Annotated in this window: 22 protein-coding genes and 1 tRNA gene; 11 read left to right on the forward strand and 12 right to left on the reverse strand. The window is 62.4% G+C overall.

Features of this window, described 5'->3' with window-relative positions; all coding sequences use genetic code 11:
* The first annotated feature begins 80 nt into the window (after positions 1-80).
* A complete protein-coding gene (locus AC3WQS_RS07810) occupies positions 81-1,148 on the forward strand; it encodes a potassium channel family protein (RefSeq protein WP_003942296.1) in 1,068 nt (355 codons plus the stop codon).
* Positions 1,149-1,186: 38 nt separating this feature from the next.
* Positions 1,187-2,086, forward strand: a complete 900-nt coding sequence (nudC, locus tag AC3WQS_RS07815) for an NAD(+) diphosphatase (RefSeq protein ID WP_007731249.1) — start codon at positions 1,187-1,189, stop codon at positions 2,084-2,086.
* Positions 2,087-2,116: 30 nt separating this feature from the next.
* Here the strand turns inward: nudC and AC3WQS_RS07820 are convergent, their stop codons facing one another.
* The gene (locus AC3WQS_RS07820; RefSeq protein ID WP_003942350.1) at positions 2,117-2,374 is read right to left on the reverse strand and encodes a mycoredoxin; all 258 of its coding nucleotides are present in this window, start codon (positions 2,372-2,374) and stop codon (positions 2,117-2,119) included.
* A gap of 103 nt (positions 2,375-2,477) precedes the next feature.
* Between AC3WQS_RS07820 and AC3WQS_RS07825 the strand changes: the two genes are divergently transcribed.
* Together AC3WQS_RS07825 and AC3WQS_RS07830 are read left to right on the forward strand one after the other, a co-directional pair.
* Complete coding sequence (locus AC3WQS_RS07825; RefSeq protein WP_029255055.1) at positions 2,478-4,616, forward strand: ATP-dependent DNA helicase UvrD2; 2,139 nt, start codon at positions 2,478-2,480, stop codon at positions 4,614-4,616.
* Positions 4,617-5,128: 512 nt separating this feature from the next.
* The gene (locus tag AC3WQS_RS07830) at positions 5,129-5,452 is read left to right on the forward strand and encodes a WhiB family transcriptional regulator (RefSeq protein WP_003942321.1); all 324 of its coding nucleotides are present in this window, start codon (positions 5,129-5,131) and stop codon (positions 5,450-5,452) included.
* Positions 5,453-5,499: 47 nt separating this feature from the next.
* Here AC3WQS_RS07830 and AC3WQS_RS07835 read toward each other — a convergent pair whose 3' ends face one another.
* The 3 genes from AC3WQS_RS07835 to AC3WQS_RS07845 form a co-directional block, all read right to left on the reverse strand.
* Positions 5,500-6,843: an ABC1 kinase family protein gene (locus AC3WQS_RS07835; protein WP_208604987.1), complete on the reverse strand. Its 1,344-nt coding sequence runs from the start codon at positions 6,841-6,843 to the stop codon at positions 5,500-5,502.
* A gap of 4 nt (positions 6,844-6,847) precedes the next feature.
* The gene (locus AC3WQS_RS07840; RefSeq protein ID WP_053062054.1) at positions 6,848-7,759 is read right to left on the reverse strand and encodes a hypothetical protein; all 912 of its coding nucleotides are present in this window, start codon (positions 7,757-7,759) and stop codon (positions 6,848-6,850) included.
* A 101-nt stretch (positions 7,760-7,860) separates the two neighbouring features.
* Entirely contained in the window at positions 7,861-9,261 is a 1,401-nt protein-coding gene (locus AC3WQS_RS07845; protein ID WP_019747829.1) for a zinc-dependent metalloprotease, read from the reverse strand.
* A 123-nt stretch (positions 9,262-9,384) separates the two neighbouring features.
* Between AC3WQS_RS07845 and AC3WQS_RS07850 the strand changes: the two genes are divergently transcribed.
* Positions 9,385-10,407 carry a YlbL family protein gene (locus AC3WQS_RS07850; protein ID WP_492712693.1) on the forward strand — a complete coding sequence of 341 codons (1,023 nt, stop codon included), beginning with the start codon at positions 9,385-9,387 and terminating at the stop codon, positions 10,405-10,407.
* Positions 10,408-10,448: 41 nt separating this feature from the next.
* Here AC3WQS_RS07850 and AC3WQS_RS07855 read toward each other — a convergent pair whose 3' ends face one another.
* Positions 10,449-11,051, reverse strand: coding sequence for a PPA1309 family protein (locus AC3WQS_RS07855; protein ID WP_019747831.1), 603 nt, complete (start codon positions 11,049-11,051; stop codon positions 10,449-10,451).
* A 174-nt stretch (positions 11,052-11,225) separates the two neighbouring features.
* Between AC3WQS_RS07855 and AC3WQS_RS07860 the strand changes: the two genes are divergently transcribed.
* Positions 11,226-14,141, forward strand: a complete 2,916-nt coding sequence (locus AC3WQS_RS07860) for a UPF0182 family protein (protein WP_241896055.1) — start codon at positions 11,226-11,228, stop codon at positions 14,139-14,141.
* A gap of 88 nt (positions 14,142-14,229) precedes the next feature.
* Here AC3WQS_RS07860 and AC3WQS_RS07865 read toward each other — a convergent pair whose 3' ends face one another.
* A complete protein-coding gene (locus AC3WQS_RS07865; protein WP_019747833.1) occupies positions 14,230-14,784 on the reverse strand; it encodes a transglycosylase family protein in 555 nt (184 codons plus the stop codon).
* 450 nt (positions 14,785-15,234) lie between these two features.
* Between AC3WQS_RS07865 and AC3WQS_RS07870 the strand changes: the two genes are divergently transcribed.
* Positions 15,235-15,308 (forward strand) — tRNA-Met (locus tag AC3WQS_RS07870).
* Positions 15,309-15,381: 73 nt separating this feature from the next.
* On the forward strand, positions 15,382-16,158 hold the full coding sequence (locus tag AC3WQS_RS07875) for an esterase/lipase family protein (protein WP_069145909.1): 777 nt from the start codon (positions 15,382-15,384) through the stop codon (positions 16,156-16,158).
* A 4-nt stretch (positions 16,159-16,162) separates the two neighbouring features.
* Here the strand turns inward: AC3WQS_RS07875 and AC3WQS_RS07880 are convergent, their stop codons facing one another.
* From AC3WQS_RS07880 to AC3WQS_RS07895, 4 genes are read right to left on the reverse strand one after another with little or no spacing between them, the layout of a single operon-like run.
* A complete protein-coding gene (locus tag AC3WQS_RS07880) occupies positions 16,163-16,807 on the reverse strand; it encodes a GntR family transcriptional regulator (protein WP_020907137.1) in 645 nt (214 codons plus the stop codon).
* 47 nt (positions 16,808-16,854) lie between these two features.
* Positions 16,855-17,922 carry an isopenicillin N synthase family dioxygenase gene (locus AC3WQS_RS07885; protein WP_172933462.1) on the reverse strand — a complete coding sequence of 356 codons (1,068 nt, stop codon included), beginning with the start codon at positions 17,920-17,922 and terminating at the stop codon, positions 16,855-16,857.
* Positions 17,919-18,824: an ABC transporter permease gene (locus tag AC3WQS_RS07890; protein ID WP_172933463.1), complete on the reverse strand. Its 906-nt coding sequence runs from the start codon at positions 18,822-18,824 to the stop codon at positions 17,919-17,921. The genes AC3WQS_RS07885 and AC3WQS_RS07890 overlap by 4 nt, the downstream gene beginning before the upstream one ends.
* Complete coding sequence (locus AC3WQS_RS07895) at positions 18,821-19,603, reverse strand: ABC transporter ATP-binding protein (protein WP_019747838.1); 783 nt, start codon at positions 19,601-19,603, stop codon at positions 18,821-18,823. Before AC3WQS_RS07895 ends, AC3WQS_RS07890 begins: the two co-directional genes overlap by 4 nt.
* A gap of 250 nt (positions 19,604-19,853) precedes the next feature.
* Between AC3WQS_RS07895 and AC3WQS_RS07900 the strand changes: the two genes are divergently transcribed.
* The 3 genes from AC3WQS_RS07900 to AC3WQS_RS07910 are packed head-to-tail and all read left to right on the forward strand — an operon-like array spanning position 19,854 to position 23,406.
* Positions 19,854-21,044, forward strand: a complete 1,191-nt coding sequence (locus tag AC3WQS_RS07900; protein WP_264614218.1) for a nitrate ABC transporter substrate-binding protein — start codon at positions 19,854-19,856, stop codon at positions 21,042-21,044.
* A gap of 15 nt (positions 21,045-21,059) precedes the next feature.
* Entirely contained in the window at positions 21,060-22,037 is a 978-nt protein-coding gene (locus tag AC3WQS_RS07905) for an isopenicillin N synthase family dioxygenase (RefSeq protein ID WP_020907141.1), read from the forward strand.
* 40 nt (positions 22,038-22,077) lie between these two features.
* Positions 22,078-23,406, forward strand: a complete 1,329-nt coding sequence (locus AC3WQS_RS07910; RefSeq protein ID WP_492712694.1) for an amidohydrolase family protein — start codon at positions 22,078-22,080, stop codon at positions 23,404-23,406.
* 6 nt (positions 23,407-23,412) lie between these two features.
* Here the strand turns inward: AC3WQS_RS07910 and AC3WQS_RS07915 are convergent, their stop codons facing one another.
* Together AC3WQS_RS07915 and AC3WQS_RS07920 are read right to left on the reverse strand one after the other, a co-directional pair.
* On the reverse strand, positions 23,413-25,047 hold the full coding sequence (locus tag AC3WQS_RS07915) for an acyl-CoA synthetase (protein WP_492712695.1): 1,635 nt from the start codon (positions 25,045-25,047) through the stop codon (positions 23,413-23,415).
* 190 nt (positions 25,048-25,237) lie between these two features.
* Positions 25,238-26,443, reverse strand: coding sequence for an acyl-CoA dehydrogenase family protein (locus AC3WQS_RS07920; protein WP_003942363.1), 1,206 nt, complete (start codon positions 26,441-26,443; stop codon positions 25,238-25,240).
* Positions 26,444-26,453 lie beyond the last annotated feature (10 nt).

Below are 26,453 nucleotides of genomic sequence, written 5' to 3' on the forward strand. Positions count from 1 at the left end.
CCGAAGTCGATCTTCGAGGGTTACGCTGCCTGCCGATGTCCGTGTAGGTATTTCGTAAGTTCGAGTGAGAGAGTCGATGTATGGCCGGTAAGCTCCGGGCGCGTTTGACCAGGTCGGAAGCATTGACCGATCAGCCTGACTTCGCCCTTGTCGGGGTGCTGCGCATTCCCCAGCTACAGACAAGTCCGGCGCGGGCTATCTACAAGCGAGTTCTCATCGCGTTGGGTGCTCTCGGTGCCGCCGTGTTGATCGTGTACATCGATCGCGCCGGATACCGAGACGCACAGGACAACGAGCTTTCGCTGCTCGACTGCATCTACTATGCGACGGTTTCGCTCTCGACCACCGGCTACGGCGATATCACTCCGTTCACTCCGTCGGCGCGCCTGGTCAACGTCCTGTTGATCACGCCACTTCGAATCTTCTTCTTGATCGTGTTGGTCGGAACCACACTTTCAGCTCTGACCGAGAGTTCGCGTCAGGCGTTCAAAATTCAGCGTTGGAGGCAGCACGTGCGTAATCACACCGTCGTCGTCGGATACGGGACCAAGGGGCGGACGGCAATCGAAGCAATGCTCGGTGACGGTGTACCGGCGTCGGAGATCGTGGTCGTCGATACCGATCAGACAGTCCTCGACTCCGCGGCGAGCAAGGGCCTGGTGACGGTGTTCGGTTCGGCGACGAAATCGGACGTACTCCGGTTGGCAGGCGCGCAGAATGCGTCGTCGATCATCGTCGCCACGAATCGTGACGACACCGCAGTGCTCGTGACACTGACAGCCCGCGAAATCGCGCCGAAAGCCAAGATCGCCGCAGCCATCCGTGAAGCCGACAACGCGCATCTTCTGCGTCAGTCCGGCGCAGACTCGGTGGTCGTGTCCTCGGAGACGGCAGGTCGACTCCTCGGCATCGCGACCACAACGCCCACTGTCGTGGAGATGATCGAAGACCTTCTGACCCCGGAAGCCGGATTCGCGATCGCCGAGCGCGCAGTCGAACGTGACGAGGTCGGCGGCTCTCCGCGTCATCTCTCCGACATCGTGCTCGGGGTAGTTCGCGACGGCCGTCTGGTTCGCGTCGGTTCGCCCGAGGTGGACGCCGTCGAGGAGAACGATCGCCTGCTCTACATCCGCCGCGTCACGAACTGAGTGCTGCCGAGCTTCGTGCGCGCAGTAATGTCGTGAGCGTGAACGACTTCCAGCTGACCGAAACACCGCTGCTCTCACGCTCGAGCGTCGGCCGCGCCGAGGAATTGCGGTCGGATGCCGCCGCACTGACCACGGGTTGGGCGGACGCGCTGCTCCTCCGTGTGAATTCACGGGGTCAGGTCAAGGTCTCACCGGAAGGTCAGTTGGTCTTCGCCGAGGCAACCGAACTGGGTCCGGAACCGGTGCGCGGTGCAGTGTTCCTGGGAATTCGGGAGAATCGCCACGTCTGGGCGGTGCGGGTGTCGCTGCTGGCGGGCACGTTGTCCGAATTGCGCATGCTCGGCGGAACACTCGACGACGCCGACGCCGGTTTGTTGACCGGTGCCGTCGCGATTCTCAACTGGCACGACAGTGCCGGATTCAGCGCTATCGACGGCGCACCGAGTGAACCCACCATGTCCGGCTGGTCACGCATTTCCACGTCCACCGGCCACGAGGAGTTTCCCCGAACGGATCCGGCGGTCATCTGCCTGGTGCACGACGGCGGCGATCGAGTTCTACTCGCTCGTCAGCCGACCTGGCCGCAGCGACGTTTCTCGATTCTCGCGGGATTCGTCGAGGCCGGGGAGTCGCTCGAAACGTGCGTTGTCCGCGAGATCAAGGAAGAAGTCGGCATCGACGTGCACAGCGTTCGATACCTCGGGAGCCAGCCTTGGCCGTTCCCTCGCTCGGTGATGTTGGGCTTCGCCGCAATCGGCGACCCCGCCGCTCCGCTTCTGTTCGCGGACGGCGAGATCGCCGAGGGCACCTGGTTCACGAAGGACGAGGTGCGTGCCGCTCTCGAACTCGGCGACTGGGGTTCGGAAGCGGACGCGCCACTGCTGCTGCCCGGCTCGATCTCCATCGCTCGCGGAATGCTCGAGAGCTGGGTCAAATAAGAGCTGGGTCAGACAGCAGCCTGAAAGGCTCTACAGACCCAGGGCCTGCTTGACCTGGTTGAGCGACGGGTTGGTCGCGACGCTGCCGTCGCCGTACTTCACGGTCGGAACGACGTGATTTCCACCGTTGACGCTGCCGACGAAATCGGCTGCTGCCGGATCGTTCTCGATGTCGATCTCGGTGTACTCGATTCCCGACGCGTTGAGCTGCGTCTTGAGGCGGCGGCAGTAGCCACACCACGTGGTCGAGTAGATGGTCAGGGCAGGCGCATTTTCGGTAGAAGTCACGGCCGATATAACACCACGACCGAGAGCGTTGTTCCGTATCGGCCCGTGTTCTCTTGCCCACATACCGTCGGGCGCGGCGAATGGAGTGTCGGAACGTCCTGCCATGATGGTCCCCATGCCTGCGGACACCGGACTGGATCCAGAACAATCGGCCGCCGTGCTCGCGCCACGCGGCCCGGTATGTGTCCTCGCGGGCGCTGGAACAGGCAAAACCCGCACCATTACCCGCCGGATCGCGCATCTGGTTGCCGACGGTCATGTCTCCGCCGGGCAGGTGCTTGCCGTGACATTCACAGCGCGAGCGGCCGGCGAAATGCGTGGACGGCTTCGTGAGCTGGGGGTTGGTGGAAGTGGGCCGCAGGTACAGGCTCGCACCTTCCACGCCGCCGCTCTTCGTCAACTCAAGTACTTCTGGCCGCAGGTGATCGGTGACACCCCGTGGCGTCTGCTCGATCGAAAGTTCGCGGTTGTCAGCAGTGCCGCCGCTCGTGTCGGGTTGTCCACCAGTACGGAAAGCGTGCGCGACCTCGCCAGCGAAATCGAGTGGTCCAAGGCCTCACTGATCGCGCCCGAGGACTACCCACGCGCGATAGCCAAGATTCATCGCGAGGCGCCGGTCGATGCCACCAAGGTTGCGCAGGTCTACGCGGCATACGAAGAGCTGAAGGCACGTGGCCAGGACGGCATGCTCCTCGATTTCGACGATCTCCTACTTCACACCGCGGCTGCGCTCGAAGAGCATTCGACGGTTGCCGACGAGTTCCGCGAGCGGTACCGCTGCTTCGTGGTCGACGAGTATCAGGACGTCACCCCGCTGCAACAGCGGGTGCTCGACGCCTGGCTCGGCGACCGCGACGACCTGACCGTGGTGGGCGATGCGAATCAGACCATCTACTCCTTCACCGGCGCCACCCCGAACTATCTGTTGGACTTCTCGCGGAAATTCCCCGAAGCGACCGTCGTCCGGCTCGAACGGGACTACCGCTCCACCCCTGAGGTCGTGTCGCTGGCGAACCGCGTGATCGGTGCAGCGCGCGGACGGATCGCCGGGACGCGTCTTCAGTTGATCGGGCAACGCGCTCCGGGGCCTGAGCCGGAGTTCATGGAGTTCGACGACGAGCCTGCCGAAGCGCTCGGCGTTGCGCGGGCGATCAAACGGCTGATCGCGGCAGGCACTCCAGCGGCCGAGATCGCTGTTCTGTATCGGATCAATGCTCAGTCGGAGGCTCACGAGCAGGCACTCACCAAGCTCGGCATTCCGTTCCAGGTGCGTGGTGGAGAGGGCTTCTTCACCCGCACCGAGGTCCGTCAGGCAGTGGCGGCACTGCGTCAGGCCGCCGGACGAGACGACCTCCCCGAAGGCGCAGACAACGGCGAAGCGCTGGTTTCACTGGTTCGCGCTGTACTCGCGCCACTCGGTCTGACCAACGAAGAACCTTCGGGCACGCAAGCCCGCGAGCGCTGGGCGTCGCTCTCGGCTCTCGTGGCGCTGACCGAAGAACAACTCGTCCACGAACCCGAACTGTCGCTCACCGGGCTGCTGCAAGAGCTCACAGCCCGAGCCGAGGCGCGGCACCCACCGACCGTGCAGGGCGTGACGCTGGCTTCGCTTCACGCGGCCAAGGGGCTCGAATGGGATGCGGTGTTCCTGGTCGGCCTCAACGACGGCACCCTGCCGATCCAACACGTTCTCGGCGACGCCAATTCGGGCGCCGACGACGTCGCGGTGGAGGAGGAGCGTCGGCTTCTGTACGTGGGTGTTACCCGCGCCCGCGAGCATCTGCAGCTGTCTTGGGCATTGGCTCGCAATGAGGGGGGACGCAAGTCCCGTCGCCGGTCGAGGTTCCTCAACGGGCTCATCCCCGAGGACTCACCGGCTTCGCGCGTTGCCGCGCCGTCGTCGGGGAACAAGAAGCGTCCGCGCTGCCGCGTCTGCGGCAAACCGTTGATCGGGACGTCGGCGACAATGCTCGGGCGCTGCGAAAAATGCCCGTCCAATGTCGACCTGGAATTGCTCGAGCACCTCAAGGCCTGGCGTCTGGACAAGTCCCGAGAACTCAAAGTTCCGGCCTATGTCGTCTTCAGTGACAACACACTGATGGCTATTGCCGAACAACGACCACAAGACAATCGTGGACTGGTTTCGATCCCTGGAATCGGGCCGAAGAAACTCGACAACTTCGGAGAAGACGTACTAGCTGTCATTCGCGGCGAACTGCGTGCGGCAACACTCGATATCTGAAATGCATCCGAATCGACAACGGTGAGTTACATAACCGCAGGTCAAAAATAGGTTGTGCAGATTCGACGAATTCTCTACTCTGGTTTTCAGTGTTACGGGGCAACCTGTGCGCAGAAACTATCCGGACCGACACGAAATGGAGGTGGCAAAAAAATGACGAACTTGATCTCGTATGAAGCGTGCGCAAGCGCAAAGTTCGCTGTTGCCGCCCCCATGCTGCCGCGTGCAGCGGGATGGGCGCAGCATGCGTTCCGCCTGCGCCCTCAAGCAGCAGCAAAGAAAGCAGCTGTCGAGTCCGTGTTCTTAAGCCATCGAGGTATTTCTCGGTAGGACACATCCGTTCACTTACGGCCACGGACCCGCAGCCCCTGCGGACCGTGGCCTTTGTGTTGGATACCCCTCTTTATCCGGTTTCCGACTCGGCTCAGGTTCGCACCCATCGAACCCATATCGTGCGACACAGTTTCGCATCCGAGCACTAGGAGACCGAGTTGTCTGCCCAGACAATCCGCGTGGAATCCGAAAACTCCACCACTGCAGTAACTTCCACCGACGTCACTTCGGCTGCAGTCACGTTCATCGAGGTTGCGTCCACCCGCCGCGACCTGCCGTGCCGGGCATCCAACCCCGATCTCTGGTTCGCCGAAGCTCCGGCCGAACTCGAGCAGGCGAAGGCACTGTGCGCGCAGTGCCCCATCCGTTCCCGTTGTCTCAGTGCGGCTCTCGACCGCGCCGAGCCGTGGGGGGTGTGGGGAGGCGAGATCCTCGATCAGGGGGCCGTCATAGCGCGCAAGAGACCGAGGGGGCGCCCACGCAAGCAACTCGTGTGCGCGTGAGAGCCCTATTCGGCGGAGCCGGTGTCTTAGTCGACGGCGCCGGCGTCTTATTCGGCGGAGCCGGTGTCATCCAGAACCCGCTCCGCGAACCCTGGCAACCAACGAGTCAGGATTTCCATGTACGGGGCATATGCGTCCAACTGGGCGCATATGCCGACCGAACCGAGAAGAACTCGGAAGATCATCAAATACTCGGCCGGAAGGTTGAGTGCACGGGCCGTTCGGAACTGCGCACTGTTGAAGTCAGTGGCGGTTCCGGCGGCCTTTTGCAGCCACGACCGAGTGAAATGAAATGACTCGGTCTGGATCGGGTCGGTGAAGGGTCGCAGGTAATCCGCGATCTCCTTGTCGGTCACCGTGCGTCCGGGAATCACGAAACCGTTGGCGCGCAACAACTCCGTCAATTCGTCGAATTGTTCCTCGACAGCCAAGCGCACCATCGTGCCGAGAACCCGTGGCAGTCCGTTCGGGAACGGCGCAGCCGCACCGAAGTCGATGACGCCGAGTCGGCCGTCCGCGAGAAGCATGAAATTGCCGGGGTGCGGGTCGCAGTGGAGCAAGCCGACACGGGCCGGAGACGCGAAGTGGAATTCGGCGAGTAGTGCACCGGCAGCATTGCGCTGCTCCGGCGTTCCACTTTCGATGATTCTGGTCAACGGGGTTGCCGTCATCCATTCGGTCACGACCACTTTCGGCGCGCTCGCCACGACGTGCGGGATCACGAATTGGGGATCGCCGTCGAATTCTTTTGCAAAAGCTCGCTGATTGTTCGCCTCGATCCGATAGTCGAGTTCTTCCTCGGTGCGCGCGGTGAACTCCTCGATCACGGGGCGCACATCGACACCGGGCATGACCGAACCGAAGAGACCGGCAAATCTGCCCAAGGTCTTGAGGTCGGCGCGTAGAGCTTCGTCGGCGCCGGGGTACTGAACTTTCACGGCCACGTCGCGGCCGTCCGCCCAGACCGCACGGTGAACCTGCCCGATGCTTGCCGACGCGGTCGGTTCGTCGTCGAACGACTGGAATCGGTCGCGCCATTTGGTTCCGAGTTGCTGATCGAGCATCTTGTGTACTTGCTTGGTCGGCAGCGGCGGGGCGGCGGCCTGGAGCTTGTTCAGCGACTCGCGGTACGGCTCCGCGAATTCCTCCGGAATCGCCGCCTCCATGACGCTGAGCGCTTGGCCCAGCTTCATCGCGCCGCCCTTGAGTTCGCCCAGCACCGCGAACAGTTGCTCGGCGGCCTTCGCGCTCAATTGCGCGTCGATCTCGCCTTTGTCGCCGCCGGCGAGCTTGCGTCCGAAGCCCATGGCGGCGCGACCGGCCATCCCCAGGGGGATGCTCGCGAGTTTGGCAGTACGGGCAGAACTCTTGCGTGGGATCTCGGACACCACACCATCATGTCTGACTGGGGCGTCCTTTGCCCGAAACAGGTGCCAGGTATTGGCAACTGCAAGATATTTGCCGAGGCCAGCGCCTGGTTGTGATCCGATACGGACGGAGCGCGATCTCGAGCGTCGACGACAGACTCGCCGCATGCGTCGCCGCTGTCTCGGATAATGCGGAGTCGATCTCGGCCAGGGCCAGCGCGACACTTGCATGGATCATCGCCGATTCCGCGTGGCCGGCGCTGCCGAGTAGCTGCGCGGACAGATGAAGCCAATGAGGGTCGAGTTCGGATCGGATGATGTCGGCGCATCGCAGGCAACTCGACTGGCCCGGCACGACAAGAGGACCGATCACGCCGTTGCCGTCGCGGATGCGGACGGAAAGGTGGGGGAGTCCGCAGCGAACGAGATCGCTGACCAGGCGAGGATCAGTGACAACGTCGTCGGCCAGGACCACCAGTTGTTCGTTCCACGTGCGCACGACGTCGGTGTTGCGATACCCGCGCGAGCGACGCGTGCTTACCCCGCCGGTGACCAGGGCGCGCTCGACGGCGTCCGAGAGTGGACCGACACCGTGGATCCGTACGGACACGGTCCTCCTGGCGGCAGTGTGGACGAATCCGGAATCGGTGAGTTGCTCGAGCAACTTCTCCGTCACCGACGTCGAAATCCCGCGCGTCGATGCTTCCCACAGGATGGTCGCGCGGGATCTGGAGCCGTCCATTTTGCGGAGGATCGACTTCACCGCGCGCGCATCGACCCCGACAGGCAGCGTCAGCAGGACGGCACGTCCGGGTGTCCATCCCAGCTGCAGCCGACCGTCCGGGCGCGACAGAACAGCGATCCGCGGGTCCCATCGGGGTCCCGCGGATCGCTGTGAAGTGCTGTTCTGTGTGGTGTCGTCTTGCGTGTCACCGGTCATCGTTCGATGCTGGCACGGCGGGCCGTCGGCGAGTCCGCGTCAGTGACAGTTATCCACAGGACGTCAGAATGGCTGAACTGCGAAAATGTGTCGAGAAGGAATTACTTCTCTTCGTCGTCCTCGCGGGTCTTGTCCATCGCTGCCTCGGCCGCACGCTCTTTTGCCTCGACGGCTTCGAGCTGGGCGATCGGGTCGTCGAAATTGCCGGCTTCGCCGCCGCCGAGGACCCGGGCGACAAACCCGTCCGGTGCGTCGAGATCGCTCGAATCGGGCATGAGGTCAGGATGTGACCAGACGCCGTCACGAACGTCCATACCGGCTTCCGCGGTGAGCTTCTGCCACAACCCGGCCGCTTCACGGACCTTGCGAGGACGAAGTTCCAGTCCGACCAGCGTCGCAAAGGTCTGTTCGGCGGGGCCGCCGGTGGCACGGCGACGCCGCAACGTCTCGCTCATCGCGGCAACACCAGGCAGTCGCTCGCCGAGTGCGGCGGTGACGACCGTCTCCACCCAACCCTCGACCAGCGCAAGCAGAGTCTCGAGCCGTTCGAGAGCGGCTTTCTGCTCCGGGGTGTTCTGCGGCTCGAACGTGCCCTGCTGCATCAATGCTTCGAGCTTGCTCGGATCGGTGAGAGCGGACGGGTCGAGGTCCTTGGCAAATTCTTCCATCGCCGAGAAGTCCATCGTGATCCCGCGGGCGTATTCCTCGACTGTGGCGAGAACGCGCTGTCGCAGCCACGGAACGTGACTGTAAAGGCGCTGATGAGCTGCTTCCCGCGCGGCGAGGAACACCAGAACTTCCTGATGCGGCTGTTCGAGACCCTCACTGAACGCCTGAACCGCAGCGGGGAGTAGGGCCGCGGTGCCCTCTGGTCCGAGGGGCAAGCCGATGTCGGTGGAGGAGAGCACCTCGGTGGACAGTTGGCCGAGTGCCTGGCCCAATTGCGAGCCGAACGCGAGTCCACCCATCTGGCCGAGCATGCCCAGCATCGGGCCCGCCATCTGCTGTGCTTCGGCGGGAAGTCCCTGGACCCACATGCCCGCCACCTTCTCGGCCACCGGATCACAGAGTCGCTTCCACGTGTCGATCGTGTTGTCGAGCCAGTCGTTCGGAGTCCAGGCGAGAGTGCGGCTCGCTCCGGCAGGAAGCGTCGTTGCGGCGTCCAGCCACATCTCGGCCAGATGTGCGGCGTCGGCGATCGCCTTGACATTGCCCTCGGTGATCGGTGTAACCGATCCGATCTGTTGGCGTGCCAACTTCTTGGCGATGTCGTAGTTCACCGGACCGGAAGTACCGCCCTGGCCCATCGACGAGCCCATCCCGCTCAGCATCTGACCGAACTGGGTGAGCATCTGGCCGAGCTGAGCCGGATCGAATCCCTCACCGCCCGCGCCGAACCCGAACGGCGTGTCACCACCCCCGAACGGGTTGCCACCCGCCGCGTTCTTGTCGCGATCGGGATCGTCGTCGGAGTTGGAGAAGCCGAACGGCATATTGCTCATACCTCAACGGTACAAGGCTCGAGCGGTCGGAGTCGCCCTCCGAGTCACGCTGACGGCGAACACGCACGGCGCTCAGGCGGTGCGATCGGTGCTCCGGCGCCTTCGCGCTTTACTCTGGATCAGGTGAATCGACGGATAGTGACGCTCTTGGCCGCACTCGCACCCATCGTCGTGTTGGGAGTCGTCGGAACAATGGTCACTGTTCCTTATGTCGCACTCGGTCCTGGCCCCACCTTCAACACCCTCGGCGACGTCGACGGTAAGCCCGTCGTCGACATCCAGGGGACCGAGGTCGATCCCACCGACGGCAACCTCAACATGACAACGGTGTCGGTTCGCGACGGCCTCAACGTCTTCGAAGCGTTCGGACTGTGGGCGAGTGGCAGCAACGGACTCGTCCCTCGCTCGGAGATCTATCCGCCTGAGAAGTCGAAGGAAGAGATTCAGCAGGCCAACACCGCCGACTTCCAGCAGTCCGAGGACAGTGCCGAGTTGGCTGCACTGCACTTTCTCGGTAAGCCGGTGGCACTCACTGTTTCGAAGGTGACCCCGGACGGCCCCGCCGCGGGTGCCCTGCAAGAAGGCGATGTCCTGGTCAAGATCGGCGACACTCCGGTAACCACCATCACCGGCGTTCAGGACACGGTCGGTGCGAGCGCGCCCGGCACCGCGATCGACGTCACCGTCCTTCGCGAGGGTGTGGAGACCGTTGTGCCGGTCACCGTCGGGGCGCGGCCCAACAAGCCCGAATCGGGTTACCTCGGCGTCACGCCCAACGAGGTCCCGGACGTTCCCTTCACCGTGCAGTTCAACCTTGCCGACATCGGCGGTCCTTCTGCCGGACTGATGTTCACACTGGCCTTGGTGGACAAGCTGACTCCAGGGGAGCTCAACGGCGGAAAGTTCGTGGCCGGAACGGGCACCATCGACTCCGACGGCGAGGTCGGTCCGATCGGCGGTATCAGGTACAAGTTGATCGCCGCCTCCGAAGCCGGTGCTGAGACCTTCCTCGTGCCGGCCCAGAACTGTGACGAGGCGAAACAGAATGCGCCGGACGGGCTTCGACTCGTCAAGGTCGACAACCTGCCCGGCGCAGTGGACTCACTCGAAAGCCTCAACACGGGCGGCGACGCACCCCGCTGCTGAAACCTGCCTTGCCGAAGACAGGCTCGGTCAGTCTTCTTCTTTCAGTCTTCTTCGACCTCGTCGAGCGTCGCGTACAACGCGTGAACCAGGTGAGGTGCAAGACCGTCGTAGGTGAGCAGTTCCAGGTCGCCGTACGGATCCGCATCTTCGTCGGGACGCATCTGCAAAAGCGACAGCGAAGGACCGTCACGGAGCACGCCGACGAACAGTCGAGCCTCGCGTCGATCGGGATGCGCGTTGGCCGTCAGTCGCGCGACCTCGTCGGCAGCATGTTGATCGGTCAATACCGGCGCCGTGGCGTGATCGAGATCCGATTCCGCCTCGGGCGGCAGGACGACGATCTCCTGAACCAGGATGCAACCCTGCACCGACTCGGGCCAATGCGTCGTTGCCAGGAACTCGTCGAGTGCCCGTGAACCGCCGATGATGTCCTCGGGAAGCGATTCCTGTTCGATCGGTGTGTATTCGGCGCCCTCGGCGAGTTGGTCGAGCAGTCCGGGTTCGGCCGCGGCGAGCATTTCGGTAGGCACCAACGCGTACAGCTTCGGCGGTTGATCCCAGCCTTCGGCGTCGATGTGGTCGACAACTTCATGAACGCACCGGGCGAGGGCACTCGGTGATCTGCTCATATTCTCTTCACTCACACGTTCATCCTCCCACCTTCTGTCCGGCTCCCTGCTCTCCGTGTTGTCAACCCGTGACCGTTGTTACGTAGAGTGGTCGGAAACGGCCAAGTCCACTCGGGCGTGGCCGCAGTGATCGATGCAATCGGTTGCGACGCCACGGCGTCGCCAAATCTTGGAGCGTGGCACGTGGGCATGCGGCCCCCCGCAGGTTTACCCTCTCTGTCCAGACGCAGTCGAATCTTGTTGGTGGTGGCTGTCGTAGTGGCGGCCTTGCTGCTCGTGGGGCCGCGACTGATCGGCATGTACACGGACTGGTTGTGGTTCGGAGAAGTCGGCTACCGCGGTGTCTTCACCAAGGTTCTGCTGACGCGATTCGTGCTCTTCCTCGTGGTCGGAATTGTCGTCGGAGCCATCGTGTGGCTCGCGATGGTTCTCGCGTACCGCGCACGTCCGGTGTTCGTTCCGGTCTCCGGACCCAATGATCCGATCGCGCGCTACCGCACGACCGTCATGTCGCGACTTCGTCTGTTCGGCGTGATCATTCCGGTCGCGATCGGCATTCTCTCCGGTCTCATCGCGCAGGCCAACTGGGTCACGATCCAGTTGTTCCTCAACGGTCAGCCGTTCGGCATCACCGATCCTCAGTTCAACTTGGACGTCGGCTTCTACACGTTCGATCTGCCGTTCTACCGCTTCGTTCTGAACTGGTTGTTCGTCTCGATTCTGCTTGCCTTCGTGGCAAACCTGGTTACCCACTACGTTTTCGGTGGGATCAAGTTGGCCGGGCGCGCTGGCACATTCACGACTGCCGCACGTGTTCAACTGGCTGTCATCGCCGGCACCTTCGTGCTCCTCAAGGCGGTGGCGTACTGGTTCGATCGGTACTCGTTGATGTCGAGTAGTCGTAAGGAACCGACGTTCACCGGTCCGGGCTTCACCGACATCAATGCGGTTCTGCCGGCGAAGCTGATTCTGTTGTCCATTGCGGTCATCTGCGCCTTGGCGTTCTTCGCCTCGATCTTCACGCGGGATCTTCGGATACCGGCCATGGCAGTCGCTCTACTGGTTCTTTCGTCGGTGCTCGTCGGTGCGGTCTACCCGATGATCGTCGAGCAGTTCTCCGTCAAGCCCAATGCGGCGCAGAAGGAGAGCACGTACATCGAACGAAACATCGAAGCGACCCGTCAGGCGTACGGGATCACGGAAGAAAACGTCGACTACGTCGACTATCCGGGAGTTGGCACCAAGCAGCCCCAGGACGTTCCGGCCGACCGGACCACGATCGCGAATACCCGACTGTTGGATCCGACGATCCTGTCGCCGACGTTCACCGCTCAGCGTCAGCTCAAGAACTTCTACGGGTTCCCGCAGACGCTCAACGTCGACCGCTACGAACAGGACGGCCAGCTGCGCGACTTCGTTGTCGCAGCGCGTGAGCTGTCGCCGAACAACCTTTCCGGGAACCAGACGGACTGGATCAACAAGCACACGGTCTACACGCACGGCAACGGTTTCGTCGCGGCCCAGGCGAACGAAGTCACGGCCGTGCAGGGCGACAGTCAGAACAACACCGGTGGTTACCCGATCTACTCGGTCAGCGACCTGACGACCACGCCCGAGAACGAGAACCTCAAGGTGGACAATCCTCGGTCGTACTACGGCGAGGTGATCAGCCAGTCGGACGCCGATTACTCGATCGTCGGTTCCGTCGACGGCGAGGGACCTCGTGAGTACGACACCGACACCTCGAAGTACACCTACACCGGTTCGGGTGGTGTCTCGATCGGCAACTGGTTCAACCGTCTTGCATTCGCGGCGAAGTACACCGAGCGCAACATCTTGTTCTCGAGTGCAATCGGCTCGAACTCGAAGATCATCTTCAAGCGTGATCCGAAGGAAAGGGTCGAGGAGGTCGCGCCTTGGCTGACGACCGACGGCGCTGCCTACCCGGCAGTGGTCGACGGCAAGATGCAGTGGATCATCGACGGCTACACCACCGCCCAGGACTACCCGTACGCGCAGCGCAGTTCGCTCGACGGGTTGGTCGAGGACAGTATCGACCAGACGACCGGGCGCCTCATTCCGCGCCAGGAGTTCTCCTACATCCGCAACTCCGTGAAGGCCACGGTCGACGCCTACGACGGCACGGTCACGCTGTACCAGGTCGACGAGCAGGATCCGGTTCTGAAGGCGTGGATGGGAGTCTTCCCGAACACGGTGAAGCCGAAGAGCGAAATCTCGGACGACCTGCAGGCACACTTCCGCTACCCGGAAGACATGTTCAAGGTTCAGCGAGAGATGCTGGCGAAGTACCACGTCGACGATCCGAGTGAGTTCTTCACCAACAACGCGTTCTGGTCGGTTCCGAGCGATCCGACGATCGACACGTCGGCCAACCAGCCGCCGTACTACGTGCTGGTGGGCGACAAGGACACCGCGAAGGCGGATTTCCGTCTGACCAGTCCGATGGTCGGGTTCAGTCGTGAGTTGCTGTCGGCCTACATCTCGGTGGCGAACGACAAGGAGAACTACGGCAAGTTCACGGTGCTGCAGCTGCCGACCGATACGCAGACTCAGGGTCCACAGCAGGCTCAGTCTGCGATGACGTCGGATTCGCGTGTTGCTTCGGAAGTGTCACTGCTCAAGCAGTCGAACAAGATTCAGTACGGAAACCTGCTGACTCTGCCGATTGCCGAGGGCGGAATCCTCTACGTCGAACCTTTGTACTCGCAGCGAAACTCGCAGAACGCGTTCCCTCAGTTGGCGCGTGTGCTGGTGAGCTTCAGCGACACCAACGGCATTCGGATCGGTTATGCACCGACCGTCTCCGAGGCGATCAGTCAGATTTGGCCGGGCGCAGGTTCGGCAGCGACTGTCACCCAGCCGGCACCCGATCCGGATACCGGAGCGCAACCGGAAACGCCGACTACTCCGACGGCACCGGCCCCGCCGGCTTCTTCGGATGACGTCACGAAGGCGCTGGCCGAGGTCAATTCGGCAATGGCGGCATTGAAGTCGGCGCAACAGAGCGGTGACTTCACCAGCTACGGTGCTGCGCTCGACCGCCTGCAGAAGGCTGTCGACGCGTACCAGGCGCTGCCGAGGTAAGCGGCGTCAGTTCATGAATAGCAGAAGGCCCACCATCCGATCGGATGGTGGGCCTTCTTGTGTGCTCAGTGAAGCTGTATGAGCTGAATCAGCGCAGTGCTGCAACGATCGGTGCGTTGGCATCGGAGAGCTGCTGGAACTGTGCGGCGAATCCGTACTGGCCGGCGAGGTCACGAGCGGTGTCGTAAGCCTGCTGTGCGGCGGGCTTGAGCTCGGCCGGGATTTCGACGGCGGGAGCAACTGCGGGTGCCTCGGCGACGGGAGCCGGTGCTGCGGCGGGAGCCTCTTCGACTGCCGGCTCGCTTGCGACGGTCAGACGCTGGCCGCAGACGGGCCATGCGCCGGGGCCCTGGCTCTGCAGGGTGTTCTCGGCGACGCGGATCTGCTCTTCCTTGGAAGCGTTGGCGGGCGAGCCGGTGCCACCGTTGGCGGTCCAGGTGCTCTGCGAGAACTGCAGGCCGCCGTAGTAGCCGTTTCCGGTGTTGATGTTCCAGTCGCCACCGCTCTCGCACTGTGCGACGCCGTCCCAGTTGTGGGTGGCTGCGGAAGCGGTGCCGGTGCTCATGGTGAGGGGCACTGCGACAAGTGCGCCGGCTACTGCCAATGTGCCGAATGCACGCTTGCTGATGCTGGTGTACGTCATGTCGGGGTAAATCCTCTCCGCGCTTGCTGACATCGGCGGGCCTGCGGGTCGGCGATGATGCTGACTTTCCCGGGCGCTTGTCTCTCCGTGTCTCTGCCCCTCGAAGGTTTCGGGGGTTCCGATCCCGCGGGGCAGAGTGGAGCAGCGGCGGGTCGGCGTTCGCCCGGTTGATTCGGGCCGGGACCGACCGTACGGGAGCGCTGAACGAGGGTCGATTCGCGATTTTCCGGACCACCTGGTCTTCTCCCATCCAGGATTTTCGGCGTTTGTGCTGGTAGAGCCTTTCCGATGCCGTTTCGAGGTACGTTCGTTACATGCTTGTTATGTGTTGATGCTCACGGGCATTTTGTGAACCCAGTCACCCGATTCTTCGACTTTCAGGCGTGTATTTCGCTCCAGCGCAGGCGATTTGCGTTCCGTTCATCTGCTCGTGTAACTTTGTCAATGCATCGCGGGGTGGAGCAGCTCGGTAGCTCGCTGGGCTCATAACCCAGAGGTCGCAGGTTCAAATCCTGTCCCCGCTACTAGAAAAGGACCGCCGCACTGGATTCCAGTGCGGCGGTCCTTTTTTGTGCGCAGCCGTCGTAGGGTGGCGACGTGCGACTCTCGAAGATTCTTTTGGCGATGGCGGTGACTACTTCGCTGGTGGCCACCGCTCTGGCGTTCTCGGCAGGAAGCGCTGCCGCCGGTGGGCGGATCACCGATGCGAAGCGCGTGGTCTTCATCGTTCCAGGGCAGCAGCTCTACAACTCGGGAGAAACGCACCAGGCGACCTACCGCGCCCTCGACGAGGCACTGAGCGCTGCTGGCTACGAGACACACTTCGTCGACGCACCCGGCAAGATGATTGCGGCCGACGCCGAGCTGATTGCCGATTCGATTCGCTCCTACGCTGCCGGCGCTGACTCCGTCGGGGTGATCGCGCACAGTGCGGGTGGACTGAGCTCCCGGTACTACGCGAAGTTCCTCGGTGGCTCCGAAGTAGTGGATTCATTCGTCGCCATCGGTGCTCCGCAGTACGGTAGCCCCGGTGGCTGCGTACAAGGCCCTGCCGACGGTTACGACACCTGCATGTTCTCCGAAGTTCTCACCAAGCTCAATGCCGGTGAGGACACTCCTGGATCTGCCTACTATTCGGTGGTGCAGAGCTCAGGCGAGTGGGCGGACGGTCGGTTGGACGGGGGCCAGTGCCGGGTGTACGTCGATGGCGTTCCCGGGGCCGGAACCGGAGCAGACCATCTCACCGAGCTCGAGCATCCAGAGGTCATCTCGGGAGCGATCAGCGCTTTGGGGCGCGACTGTGTCGGTACGTTCGTGGACGAGAACGACGGCGACATCACCTGGCCTGACACGTTGTTCCCGTCATTTCGGTAAAGCTTCAGGTCCGGGTTGTTCGGACGAGTAGCCCGGCTACGTGTGCGCTCGCGGCAGTTCTGGCTCCCAAGGCGTCACCCGATTCGATGGCCGCGACTATACGAGCGTGCTCGGTGACGGCGATCCGTCGATTGAGCTCGAGGCTCCACATGTCCGAACGGTAGAGATGTGACTGTCCGTCGAGACGATGTAGGGCTTCACTGAGCGGGTGATTGCATGCAGTCTCACGAATCAAGGTGTGGAACTCGAGGTCCAGCGTCGAATCGCGACGCTGATCCGGCGGGCTCTCGAGAAGTTCGCGTTGCACCTGCACCATCTTGTTCAGCTGTGACACGGTTTCATGCGTGGCATTGGCCGTCGCGTTGAACGCCGCGAGACCGTCGAGTACCTCACGCACCTCGAAGACCGCGCGCAGAGACTCTGCGTCCAGCGAATCGACTTTTGCACCCGCATTTCGGGTGTGGACCGCGATGCCCTCGTAGATCAACTGCTGCACGGCCTCGCGGACCGGCGTTCGACTGACATTGAGCTTGCTCGCCAGCGCGGGAACACTCAGTGGTGTCCCCGGCGCCAGCTCTCCCGAAAAGATCAGTTCGCGAAGCGTCTCGTGCACGGACTCGGTGAGCAAAGCTCGTTCGGTGGTGGTCATCTTGTCCTCACTTCGATCCTGCACGATATCGACGGTACCCGGGAGCGCTATCCGGCGGCGCGCACCCGGTCAGCGCTGCGACTGTCGACGTCGGGCGCCGTCGCGCCTTTCAGCCCGGCCACTTTGGCCGCGATGTTCTCGGCGATCGTGATCGGCGGGTATCCCACCTCGCCCGGTTCGAGAGTCCCTGGCAGTGCTTCGATGACGGCGTCGTAGTTTCCGTCGAAAAAGAATGCGGCAGAGCGACGTCGGATGATCTGACCATCGACGATAGGTGGGTCGACTCGGTGCACTGTCGAGCGCCATCGGTCGTTCGTCCATCGTGCCATCGCGTCGCCGAGGTTGATCAAGAGTGCGCCGTCGGCAGGTTGGACGTCGTGCCATATGCCATCGGTGCTCAGAACTTGAAGGCCCGGAACTTGATCTGCCCACAGGATGGTCAAGATTCCGAAGTCGGTGTGAGCGCCCATTCCCGTCATGTCGCCGGAGATGCGGATCTCGCCCTCAGGCAGTGCGTAGTTGTTCATCTTCATCGCGTCGATCGAATGGTCGAGCATCGAATCGAAGTACTCGGGCTGCAATCCGAGGGCGTCGGTAAAGGCGCACATCAGGATTCGTGCCAAGCCCTGGGCATGACGGAAATACTCTTCGATTGCCGGTCGGAATCCGGGCGCGGCCTCGGGCCAAGTGTTGGCGGCGTAGCTGGACTCGGGTAGGTCGACGCCCGGATAGTCGCTCACCTCTGTGCCCACGACTATTGCTTCGTAGAAATCGTTCATCTGGTTCGCAGCGGCGACGCCCAGGCTCATACTGAGTGATTCCGACTTCGGTGGCGAGTAGCCACGGTTCTCGGACGAGGGACGGCGATAGTTGTTCTTCACCGTCAGTGGGAGAGCAAAGAACTCGTCGAGAGCGTCGGCCAGTCCGTCGGTCGCCGATCGTGGAATGCTGTGTCCGACAATCTGTATGAATCCGACCTCCCGGCACGCGCGATCGAGTTGAGCTGCCACTTCCGCACAGGCAGTGCTGTTGGTGGCGTTTGCAGCCGCCTCGCCGCGGAGGTACGGGCTGATATCGATCGTAGGGATTTCGAAGGCGGGAATTTCGTGGGTCATTTAAAGTCCTTGCGGCCGGACGTGTGCCACTTACCGACGAGCACACGTGAGAGGAATCCAAAGGCAGAGAAGACGAGGACGCCGAACACCGACGCGATCACGATCGCGGCGATCAGATCCTCGGACTGAAGGCGGCTTCGGTAGACGTCGAGCAGGGTCCCGATCCCGGGTTGTCCTTTGGCGAAGAACATGTCGCCGATGATGGCACCGACGACAACAAGGCCGGAGGCGGTGCGGATGCCGGTGAGAATGGCCGGCATTGCCGCTCGCAGTTCGAGTTTCACCAGTCGATCCCAACGCGAGGCGCGGCCGAGGGTGAAGAGTTCGTGCAGTCCGCGATCGACCGATTGCAACCCGAAGTGTGTGTTGGTGATGATCGGGAAGGCCGCGATGAGAACGCACACCAGGGTGCGCGCGGTCATGCCGTAGCCGAACCAGAGTCCGATGAGGGGGACGATGGCGAGGATGGGAATGACCTGCAGCACAACGGCATATGGATAGACGATCCGCTCGATCCACTTGGCCTGGCTCATCAGCACGCCGGTTCCGACGCCGACTGCCACCGCGACGACGAAGCCGACCAGCGCAACCTGTGCCGTCACTGCGAGGGCTTCGAGCATGGGAGAGAGGTGTTTCCAGTCGAGTAGCGACTTCGTCAGTACTTGACTCGGCGGCGGAAGGAGAAATCGACGTTCCGGGGAGAGAACGAGGTAGCTGACGACCGACCACGCTGCGACCGCGCCGGCAAGTGAGAGCAGCGGATAGAGCAGGAAGGTGCCGAGCGCTCTCATTCGAGAGGGCCGTCCGGACTGTGCCTGTGCTTGCGCCGTGGTCGCAGAATCAGTACGAACGGCGGTATTGCGTACGGTGGTGCCCTGTTGTACTGCAAGGACTTCGGTCATCGTGAGCTCCCATGGAGGCTGGCCGAGATCTCGGCGACGTGTTCGGTGTATCGGGCGTCGTAGCGCAGTTCCGGGCTACGCGGGTACGGGAAATCGATGTCCACGACCGAATGTATTCGTCCAGGCCTGGCGGTCATGACGACCACCTTGTTTGCGAGGTACACGGCCTCGGATACCGAGTGCGTGATGAACATCGAGGTGAACCCTTTGTCGGTGTAGAGCCTTTGGAGTTCTACCTGCATCTCCAGTCGTGTCATCTCGTCGAGCGCACCAAAAGGTTCGTCGAGCAGCATCACAGCGGGTGCGAGGGTGAGCGCACGCGCCAACGAGACACGCATCTTCATTCCGCCTGACAACGCATTGGGCAGTTGTTTCGCAAAGTCCGCAAGGCCGACTGCGCGGATTGCCTCGTCGGCGCGCAACTTTCGCGCTGCTTTGTCGCCGCCACCGAGTTCAGCCGATAATTCGACGTTGGCCTGCACGGTTCGCCAGGGGAGGAGAGTCGGCTCCTGGAAGATGAAGCCAACTGATTCGGTGTCGAGGGCAACCGCACCACTGGTCGGTCGCTCGAGGCCGGCCGCCATGCGCAACAAAGTCGACTTGCCACAGCCTGAGGGTCCGACCACGGCGACGAAGTCTCCTCGCTCCACGTCCAGATCGATGCCGTCCAGCGCGACAGTGCCGGTATCGAACTTCTTGACGACATCGGAAAAGACCATCTGCATCGGCGCGGTGAGCTTGCGAGCGTCGGCATCCTGCATCGTGTTCGCGAGTTCCATCTGAGCCTCCGGTCGGTAATGCATGCAAAAGTTCTTCAATATGTAGGAACTATCTTGAATTGCATGTATGTCGCCTAGATTTCTGAATGTAAATGTGAGGTGACATTGCAGGTGAAGCGAGAATACTGGCGCGCGTTACCTGATGGAAACAACGAGGCGATTGCATGTAATCCACGTGCTGCAGAGTGTGCTCATCGGATCACCCTTCTTGGTTCGCCCACATCCCAATTGTTTTCACGAAGGAGACGCTGTGTATTCAAATCGCAAGGTGCATTCCAATCGCAGAAGTGTGGGAGCGGCGGGCGCGGCACTGGCCATGTGTGCAGCCATCGGATTGACTGCGTGCAGCTCCAGTGAGGCTGAGACGGCGAAAGCGGAATCTCTCGAACCAGCTGCCGAGGCGCAGAACCTTGCGGGTCTCTGTCCGGAAAACGTTGTGGTTCAACTCCAATGGCAGCCACAGTCGGATATGGGAGCGCTCTTCGAGATGCTCGGTCCCGGCTACTCGGTCGACACCGACGACAAGTCCGTCAGTGGGACTCTTGTCGCCGGAGGGAAGGACACCGGAGTCGACCTGACCTTGCGGGCCGGGGGACCGGCAATCGGGTTCCAATCCGTCAGCTCCCAGATGTACGTCGACGATTCCATCACTCTCGGCTTGGTGCACGGGGATCAGGTGATCGCGGCAGCGGCAAGTCAGCCCGTTGTGGCCGTCACGCCATTGCTCAAATACAGCCCGGCAATCCTCATGTGGGACAATGAGTCTCATCCGGACTGGACGAGTGTTGCCGATATCGGCAAGTCCGACGCGAGTGTCGTCGTTTCCAAGGAACAACTCTTTCCGCAGTGGCTCGTGGCGAAAGGACTACTGGAGCAGTCTCAGCTCGACACGAGCTACGACGGAGCTCCCTCGCGATTTGTCGGTGACCCGACCATCGCTCAGCAAGGATTCGCGAATTCGGAACCGTACACGTACGAGAAGGAGACGCCGGCGTGGGACAAGCCGGTTTCCTATGACCTGCTGAAAGATTCGGGTTTCGACATCTACGCGTCCAATGTTTCCGTTCGTGCCGACAAGGTCGAGACACTCTCGCCGTGTTTGAGCAAGCTGGTTCCGATCATTCAGCAGGCCACCGCGGACTACATCACTGCGCCGGATGCGGCGAATGCTGCCATTGTCGACGTCGTCTCGCAGGACGTGTCGTTCTCTCCCTACACCGAGGGCGAAGCAGCGTTCAGTGCCCAGCTCCTGAAGGAGAAAGGCCTGATCGCGAACGAGGCAGACGGATCCGTCGGCACGTTCGACATGACGCGAGTCGCTCACACCGTCGAAGAACTGAAGCCCATCCTGAACGCCGGGGGTGCGTCGATACCGCAGTCATTGACTGCAGAAGAGATCTACACCGACAAGTTCACCGATCGGTCCATCGGAATCCGCTGAAGGAGCTCACAGCAAATGACGTACGACATGACAGAACTCAACCGCGAGACCCGCATGGGTGGCCTGGGCACGGAGACCACCGACCGCGAGGTCCGAAGAATCGATCTCTCGGATTTCGAAAACCGGCGCAGCGAGATCGCCGAGGAGTTGTGGTCGGCAGCGACCGACATCGGATTCTTCCAAATCGTCAATCACGGAATCGATCTGGACCAGGTCCGCGAGGCTTTCGCGGCGGCCGAGCGATTCTTTGCACTGCCCACCGAGGTGAAAGCGCAGTACCCGCTCAAGAAGGGTTTCAACTCCGGCTGGGAGAGCATGACGCAGGTGCGTCCGTCCATCGGAACACCTGATCAGAAAGAGTCCTACCAGGTGACCCGCCCGCATATGGGTGATCTGTGGCCCACTGCAGACGAATTGGGTGGATTCCGCGAAACGATCCTGGACTTCGAAGCCAAGTGCTGGGGCATTGCGATGGACCTGTTGTCGTGCTTCGCCGAGAAGCTGGGATTCGAACGAGACTTCTTCACCAGGGCACATGACCCGTCGGTGGCCACCTACCAGAGCACACTGCGACTACTCCACTACTTCCCCCTTGCCGCCGACGCAGATGTCGAAGGGATGTGGCGTGCCGGAGCGCACACCGATTTCGATTGCCTGACATTGCTTTTCCAGCGTGACGGTCAGGGCGGGTTGCAACTGTGCCCGGGCAAGGAGATGGACACCCAGGAATGGACGTCGGTGGTGCCGGCCGAGGAAGCGATCACCTGCAACATCGGCGACATGCTGATGAGATGGAGTGATGATGTCCTGCCGTCGAACTTCCACCGGGTCAAGAGTCCCGGAGTCACCGACTATCGGGGAGCCCGCTACAGCCTCGCGTTCTTCGCTCAGGCGAACCGCGACGTGACCATCGAGGGGCCGGCGGGCAAATACCCGCCGATCACTGCCGAGGACTACATCGACCAGCGAGTACGCGCGAACTTCGCGCGTTGATCCGTATCCGTTCCGTCACACACTTTCAGGAGAACTGGCGATGACTACCGCGCCCAAGAACATGACCGACGCGATCATCCGGGACGTGACGTTGTACAGCGGCGGGCAATGGCTGACCGGCCGCGACGTCGTCGTCTCGAATGGGGTGGTCGAATCGATCGAGAAGTCGACCGGCACCGCCACACCTGGAAGTGTGGACGGATCGGGGGCGTATCTGATCCCTGGGTTCGTCAACACCCATACGCACCTTCAGCAGTCACTGATGCGTGGGATCGCCGAAGGGACACCGCTTCTCGAATGGCTACTCGCGGTCGCAGAAGAGTCGGTTCAGATCACGCCGGAGCGCGCATACACGGCCACTGTCGCAGCCTCGCTGGAGGCATTGCGCAGCGGTACGACGACCCTGGTCGAACACATGTGGCCGCACCCGTCCAGCGAGGTTCACGACGCTGTGATCCGGGCGTTGCACGACACCGGGATTCGTGCGGTGCTGGGACGCGGAACCGCAGACCGGGCGGACAAGACGAGGAAGTGGGGCTTCGATCCGCGGCTCATGCAACCACTCGGAGATGTTCTCGCACATACGGATCAGATGATGCGCGACGTCGCCGGTTCCCGCATTGACGTGGCAGTCGCGGTACCGAACCCGCGTTCGCTGACCCCGGACGGGATGTCGGAAGTGCGTGAGTTCGCGCGGGCTCGCGACCTGACGGTCTCGATTCACCTGCTCGAGACGCAGACCGACAACACGATGTGTACCGAACACGCGGGCATGAACGCGGTCGACTACCTGGATTCCCATGGGTTCTTGTGGGACCGGGTGCTGGCGGTCCACTGCGTCGAACTCGACGACCGTGGTCAGAAGGTGCTGGCGGAGCGCGGCGTCGGAGTGTCGTACAACCCCGTCAGCAACATGCGCCTCGGTAGCGGAATCGCGCCCGTCCCGAGTTTCCTCGACGCGGGGATCGCGGTGGGGTTGGGTGTGGACGGCGCAGCCAGCAACGATACTCAGGACATGCTCGAGACTCTGCGCACCGGCGCCTACGTGCAGCGAGCCGCGCGTGGCTGCGCCGACCTGTTCGGCTTCGAAGCCATGATCGACATCGCATCCGGCGGTGCGAACGCAGCACTCGGTCTGCCGGCCAGGTCTGGCGGGATCTCCGTGGGCGATCCCGCCGACCTCACCATGATTCGGTTCGAACGCGACTTCGGTTGCCTCCCGGTGCGAGATCCGGGCGCGTCCATTCTCACGACGGGCAGTCGTCAGATCGTGGACACGGTGTTGGTTGCGGGCGAGGTCGTGCTCCGCGAGGGGCACTCCACTCGCGTCGACGAGGCGGATTTGATCCGGACGCTCAGCGCTTTGTGACTGTGCTCAGTCTTCGCTGATCTCCATCTCGATCAGGACGCGGCGCAACAGCTTTCCGGTGGCGTTGCGGGGAAGTTCGTCGATGAAGACGATCTCGCGGGGAACCTTGTAGCGCGCGAGATTCGACCGGACGTGATCCTTCAGCTCGTCGGAGTTCTGGTCGGCGCCGTGGGCGACGACGACAAACGCTCGCAGGCGGTGCCCGAAGTCGGCGTCCTCGACTCCGATGACTGCCGCTTCCAAGACGTCCTCTCGATCGGCGAGCAGGTTCTCGACTTCGAGCGGGTAGACGTTCTCGCCACCGGAGACGATCATGTCGTCGTCGCGGCCGTCGACGAAGAGGAGGCCGTTGGCGTCGAAGTGTCCGACGTCGCCGGTCGAGAGAAGTCCGTCGATACGTTCCTTGTCACGCCCGTCGGTGTATCCCTCGAAGCTCAGCCCGCTGGCGACGAAGATTCTGCCGATCGTGTGTGGGGTGGTGATCTTCTTGTTGTTCTCGTCGAACAGTTCGACGTGACAGGTTACCGGCGCGCGGCCCGCGGTTCCCGGCGCAATGGTCAGATCCTCGGGAGTCGCGACTGTTGCCACCGCGACCTCGGTGGATCCGTACAGGTTGTAGAGGACGTAGCCGAACGAGGCCGTGACTCGTTTGCACAGGTCGGGTGAGAGTGACGAACCTGCCGAGAAGATGATCTTCAGGTTCGACGTGTCGTACTTGGACAGCACGTCGGGACCGAGGTCGATGATGCGAGTGAGCATCGTCGGGACCACGACCAGACTGTCGCACTTGTATTGTGCGACAAGTTTGATCGTGTTCTCCGGGTCGAACTTTCGATGCATGACGACGGACTGGCCGAGCGCCAACGCGAGAGCGAACTGCGAGACGCCGGTTCCGTGGAAGGCGGGGGCCGCCATCATCATGGTCTGTCCGCGGCGCAACGGCACGCGGTCGAGGAACTGCGCCGACGCGAGAGGGGAGGTGTGGCCACGCGGCGCACCCTTGGGAGTTCCCGTTGTGCCGCTGGTGAGGAGGACGAAGCCACCGTTCTTCTCGGGTGCCGGCACCGACGACGTGGTGCGTCCGGCGATGGCCTCGTCGAGAGTAGCTGCCGTGGAACCGTCCGCGGCCGTGCCCTCTGGCCAGGAACGATAGACGACGACGTCGTCCGGCAAGGCATCGGCGATGTCAGCGAACTCGTCGTCGTAGACGAAGGCGACCACCTTCTCACGCGCGGCGACGTCCACGAGTTGGGGCCGTGCGAAGCCCGTGTTCATGAGAACGAGCTTTGTTCCGTTCTTCGCTGCCGCCAGCATGGTCAGGACCAAGCCTCGATGGTTACGGCACATCGCACCCATGACGGAGTCGGACGTGATGCCGTCGGCCTGCCACGCCCGGACCAACGCGTTGCTCTGACGCTCTAGCTCGGCATAGGTGATGGGTCCGCGCTCGTCGATGATCGCCACCGCGTCGTAGCCGTTCTCGGCGTGTGCATGGACCGGCCCGGCAAAGGGTCCGTACTTGTCCACGGCTGCAATGGATTTGAGCCCGCGATCAAGGCGAGGGAACGGGACGAGTCCGGCTCGGAACATGACCCCCGCCGCGCCGATGGTGTCAGTGACCTTGGTGACCAATCCGGGCATACGTGAACCTCTTCCGAGCGTCGTTGTAGGACTGATTACACACTAATGGGCAATCAGGTTTCGGTGGTGAAGTTTCACGATGGCGACCGAGCAGTCCGCCCCGCCACCTCGAAAGGTGGCGGGGCGGAGGGTTTCGGGATCGGGTCTGTGCGACCGTCACTTCAATTCGACCGTCACTTCAGTTCGACCGTCACTTCAGTTCGGCGGACGACTTTCCGAGCAGGCGGCGTGCGACGATCAGCTGCTGGATCTGCTGGGTGCCCTCGAAGATGTCGAGAATCTTCGAGTCGCGGCCCCACTTCTCGAGCAACGGGCGCTGCGAGTAGCCGTAAGTTCCGGCCAACTCGACTGCCTTGAGCGTCACGTCGGTGCCGGTGCGGCCGGCTTTCGCCTTCGACATGGACGCTTCGAGCGAGTTCGGCTTCTTGTTGTCCGCCATCCACGCCGCGCGCAGAGACAGCAGGTACGCGGCCTCCCAGTCGGCTTCCAAACGGATGAACTCGGCTGCAGCTGCATGCTGGTTGTAGACCGGTGTGTCGTAGGAGATCTCGACACCGGCTTCGGTCAGGATGCCGCGCAGTTCTTCGAGAGCCGCGCGTCCGACGCCGACGGCCATGGCTGCAACGAGGGGCCGGGTGTTGTCGAACGTCTGCATGACGCCGGCAAAGCCCTGCTCGACGTTGACCTCCGGGCTGCCGAGGATGTTGTCCGCGGGAATGCGGCAATCCTGGAGCAGGAGTACTGCGGTGTCGGAGGCCTTGATGCCCAGCTTGTGCTCGAGGCGAGCAACGCTCAGGCCCGGTGCGTCACGCGGAACGACGAACGACTTGATGGCCGCTCGGCCCTTCGACTTGTCGACCGACGCCCACACGACGATGTGCGTCGAACGCTCACCGGCGGTGACGAAGATCTTCTCGCCGTTGAGAACCCACTCGTCGCCGTCGAGAACGGCGGTGGTGGTCACTGCGGCGGAGTCGGAACCGAAGCTCGGTTCGGTGATGGCCATCGAGGCCCACACCTTGCCGAAACGTTCGAGCTGTTCGTCGGTGGACACTGCGGCGATCGCGGCGTTGCCGAGCCCCTGGTAGGGGATCGAGAGCATGAGTCCGACGTCGCCCCAAGATGTTTCGAGCGAGTTGAGGAGCGCAGACATGTTGCCGCCGTTGGCGTTGCCACCCTTGGCGCTCGCGTCGGACCGTCCGCCGCTGGCACCGCCGATGTCTCCACCGGAATCGGAGAGGCCTTCGACCATGGCGGCCATGGTGTCGAGCTCGACGGGGTACTCGTGCTCAGCGAGATCGTACTTACGTGAAATGGGTCGGAAGATCTGCGCCGCGACCTGATGTGCCTGGTTCGCTGATGCTTTGAGCTTCTTGGGAAGTTCGAGGTTGATCATCGTGGTTCTC

It is taken from the genome of Rhodococcus sp. FW305-130 (assembly GCF_058788335.1).

Excerpts from the sequence above, each read along its gene's own strand:
- AC3WQS_RS07810 (WP_003942296.1), top strand. The coding sequence starts at position 81 with ATGGCCGGTAAGCTCCGGGCGCGTTTGACCAGGTCGGAAGCATTGACC.
- AC3WQS_RS07825 (WP_029255055.1), top strand. The coding sequence starts at position 2,478 with ATGATGGTCCCCATGCCTGCGGACACCGGACTGGATCCAGAACAATCG.
- AC3WQS_RS07840 (WP_053062054.1), bottom strand. The coding sequence starts at position 7,759 with ATGACCGGTGACACGCAAGACGACACCACACAGAACAGCACTTCACAG.
- AC3WQS_RS07845 (WP_019747829.1), bottom strand. The coding sequence starts at position 9,261 with ATGAGCAATATGCCGTTCGGCTTCTCCAACTCCGACGACGATCCCGAT.
- AC3WQS_RS07860 (WP_241896055.1), top strand. The coding sequence starts at position 11,226 with ATGCGGCCCCCCGCAGGTTTACCCTCTCTGTCCAGACGCAGTCGAATC.
- AC3WQS_RS07865 (WP_019747833.1), bottom strand. The coding sequence starts at position 14,784 with ATGACGTACACCAGCATCAGCAAGCGTGCATTCGGCACATTGGCAGTA.
- AC3WQS_RS07880 (WP_020907137.1), bottom strand. The coding sequence starts at position 16,807 with ATGACCACCACCGAACGAGCTTTGCTCACCGAGTCCGTGCACGAGACG.
- AC3WQS_RS07885 (WP_172933462.1), bottom strand. The coding sequence starts at position 17,922 with ATGACCCACGAAATTCCCGCCTTCGAAATCCCTACGATCGATATCAGC.
- AC3WQS_RS07890 (WP_172933463.1), bottom strand. The coding sequence starts at position 18,824 with ATGACCGAAGTCCTTGCAGTACAACAGGGCACCACCGTACGCAATACC.
- AC3WQS_RS07895 (WP_019747838.1), bottom strand. The coding sequence starts at position 19,603 with ATGGAACTCGCGAACACGATGCAGGATGCCGACGCTCGCAAGCTCACC.
- AC3WQS_RS07905 (WP_020907141.1), top strand. The coding sequence starts at position 21,060 with ATGACGTACGACATGACAGAACTCAACCGCGAGACCCGCATGGGTGGC.
- AC3WQS_RS07910 (WP_492712694.1), top strand. The coding sequence starts at position 22,078 with ATGACTACCGCGCCCAAGAACATGACCGACGCGATCATCCGGGACGTG.
- AC3WQS_RS07915 (WP_492712695.1), bottom strand. The coding sequence starts at position 25,047 with ATGCCCGGATTGGTCACCAAGGTCACTGACACCATCGGCGCGGCGGGG.
- AC3WQS_RS07920 (WP_003942363.1), bottom strand. The coding sequence starts at position 26,443 with ATGATCAACCTCGAACTTCCCAAGAAGCTCAAAGCATCAGCGAACCAG.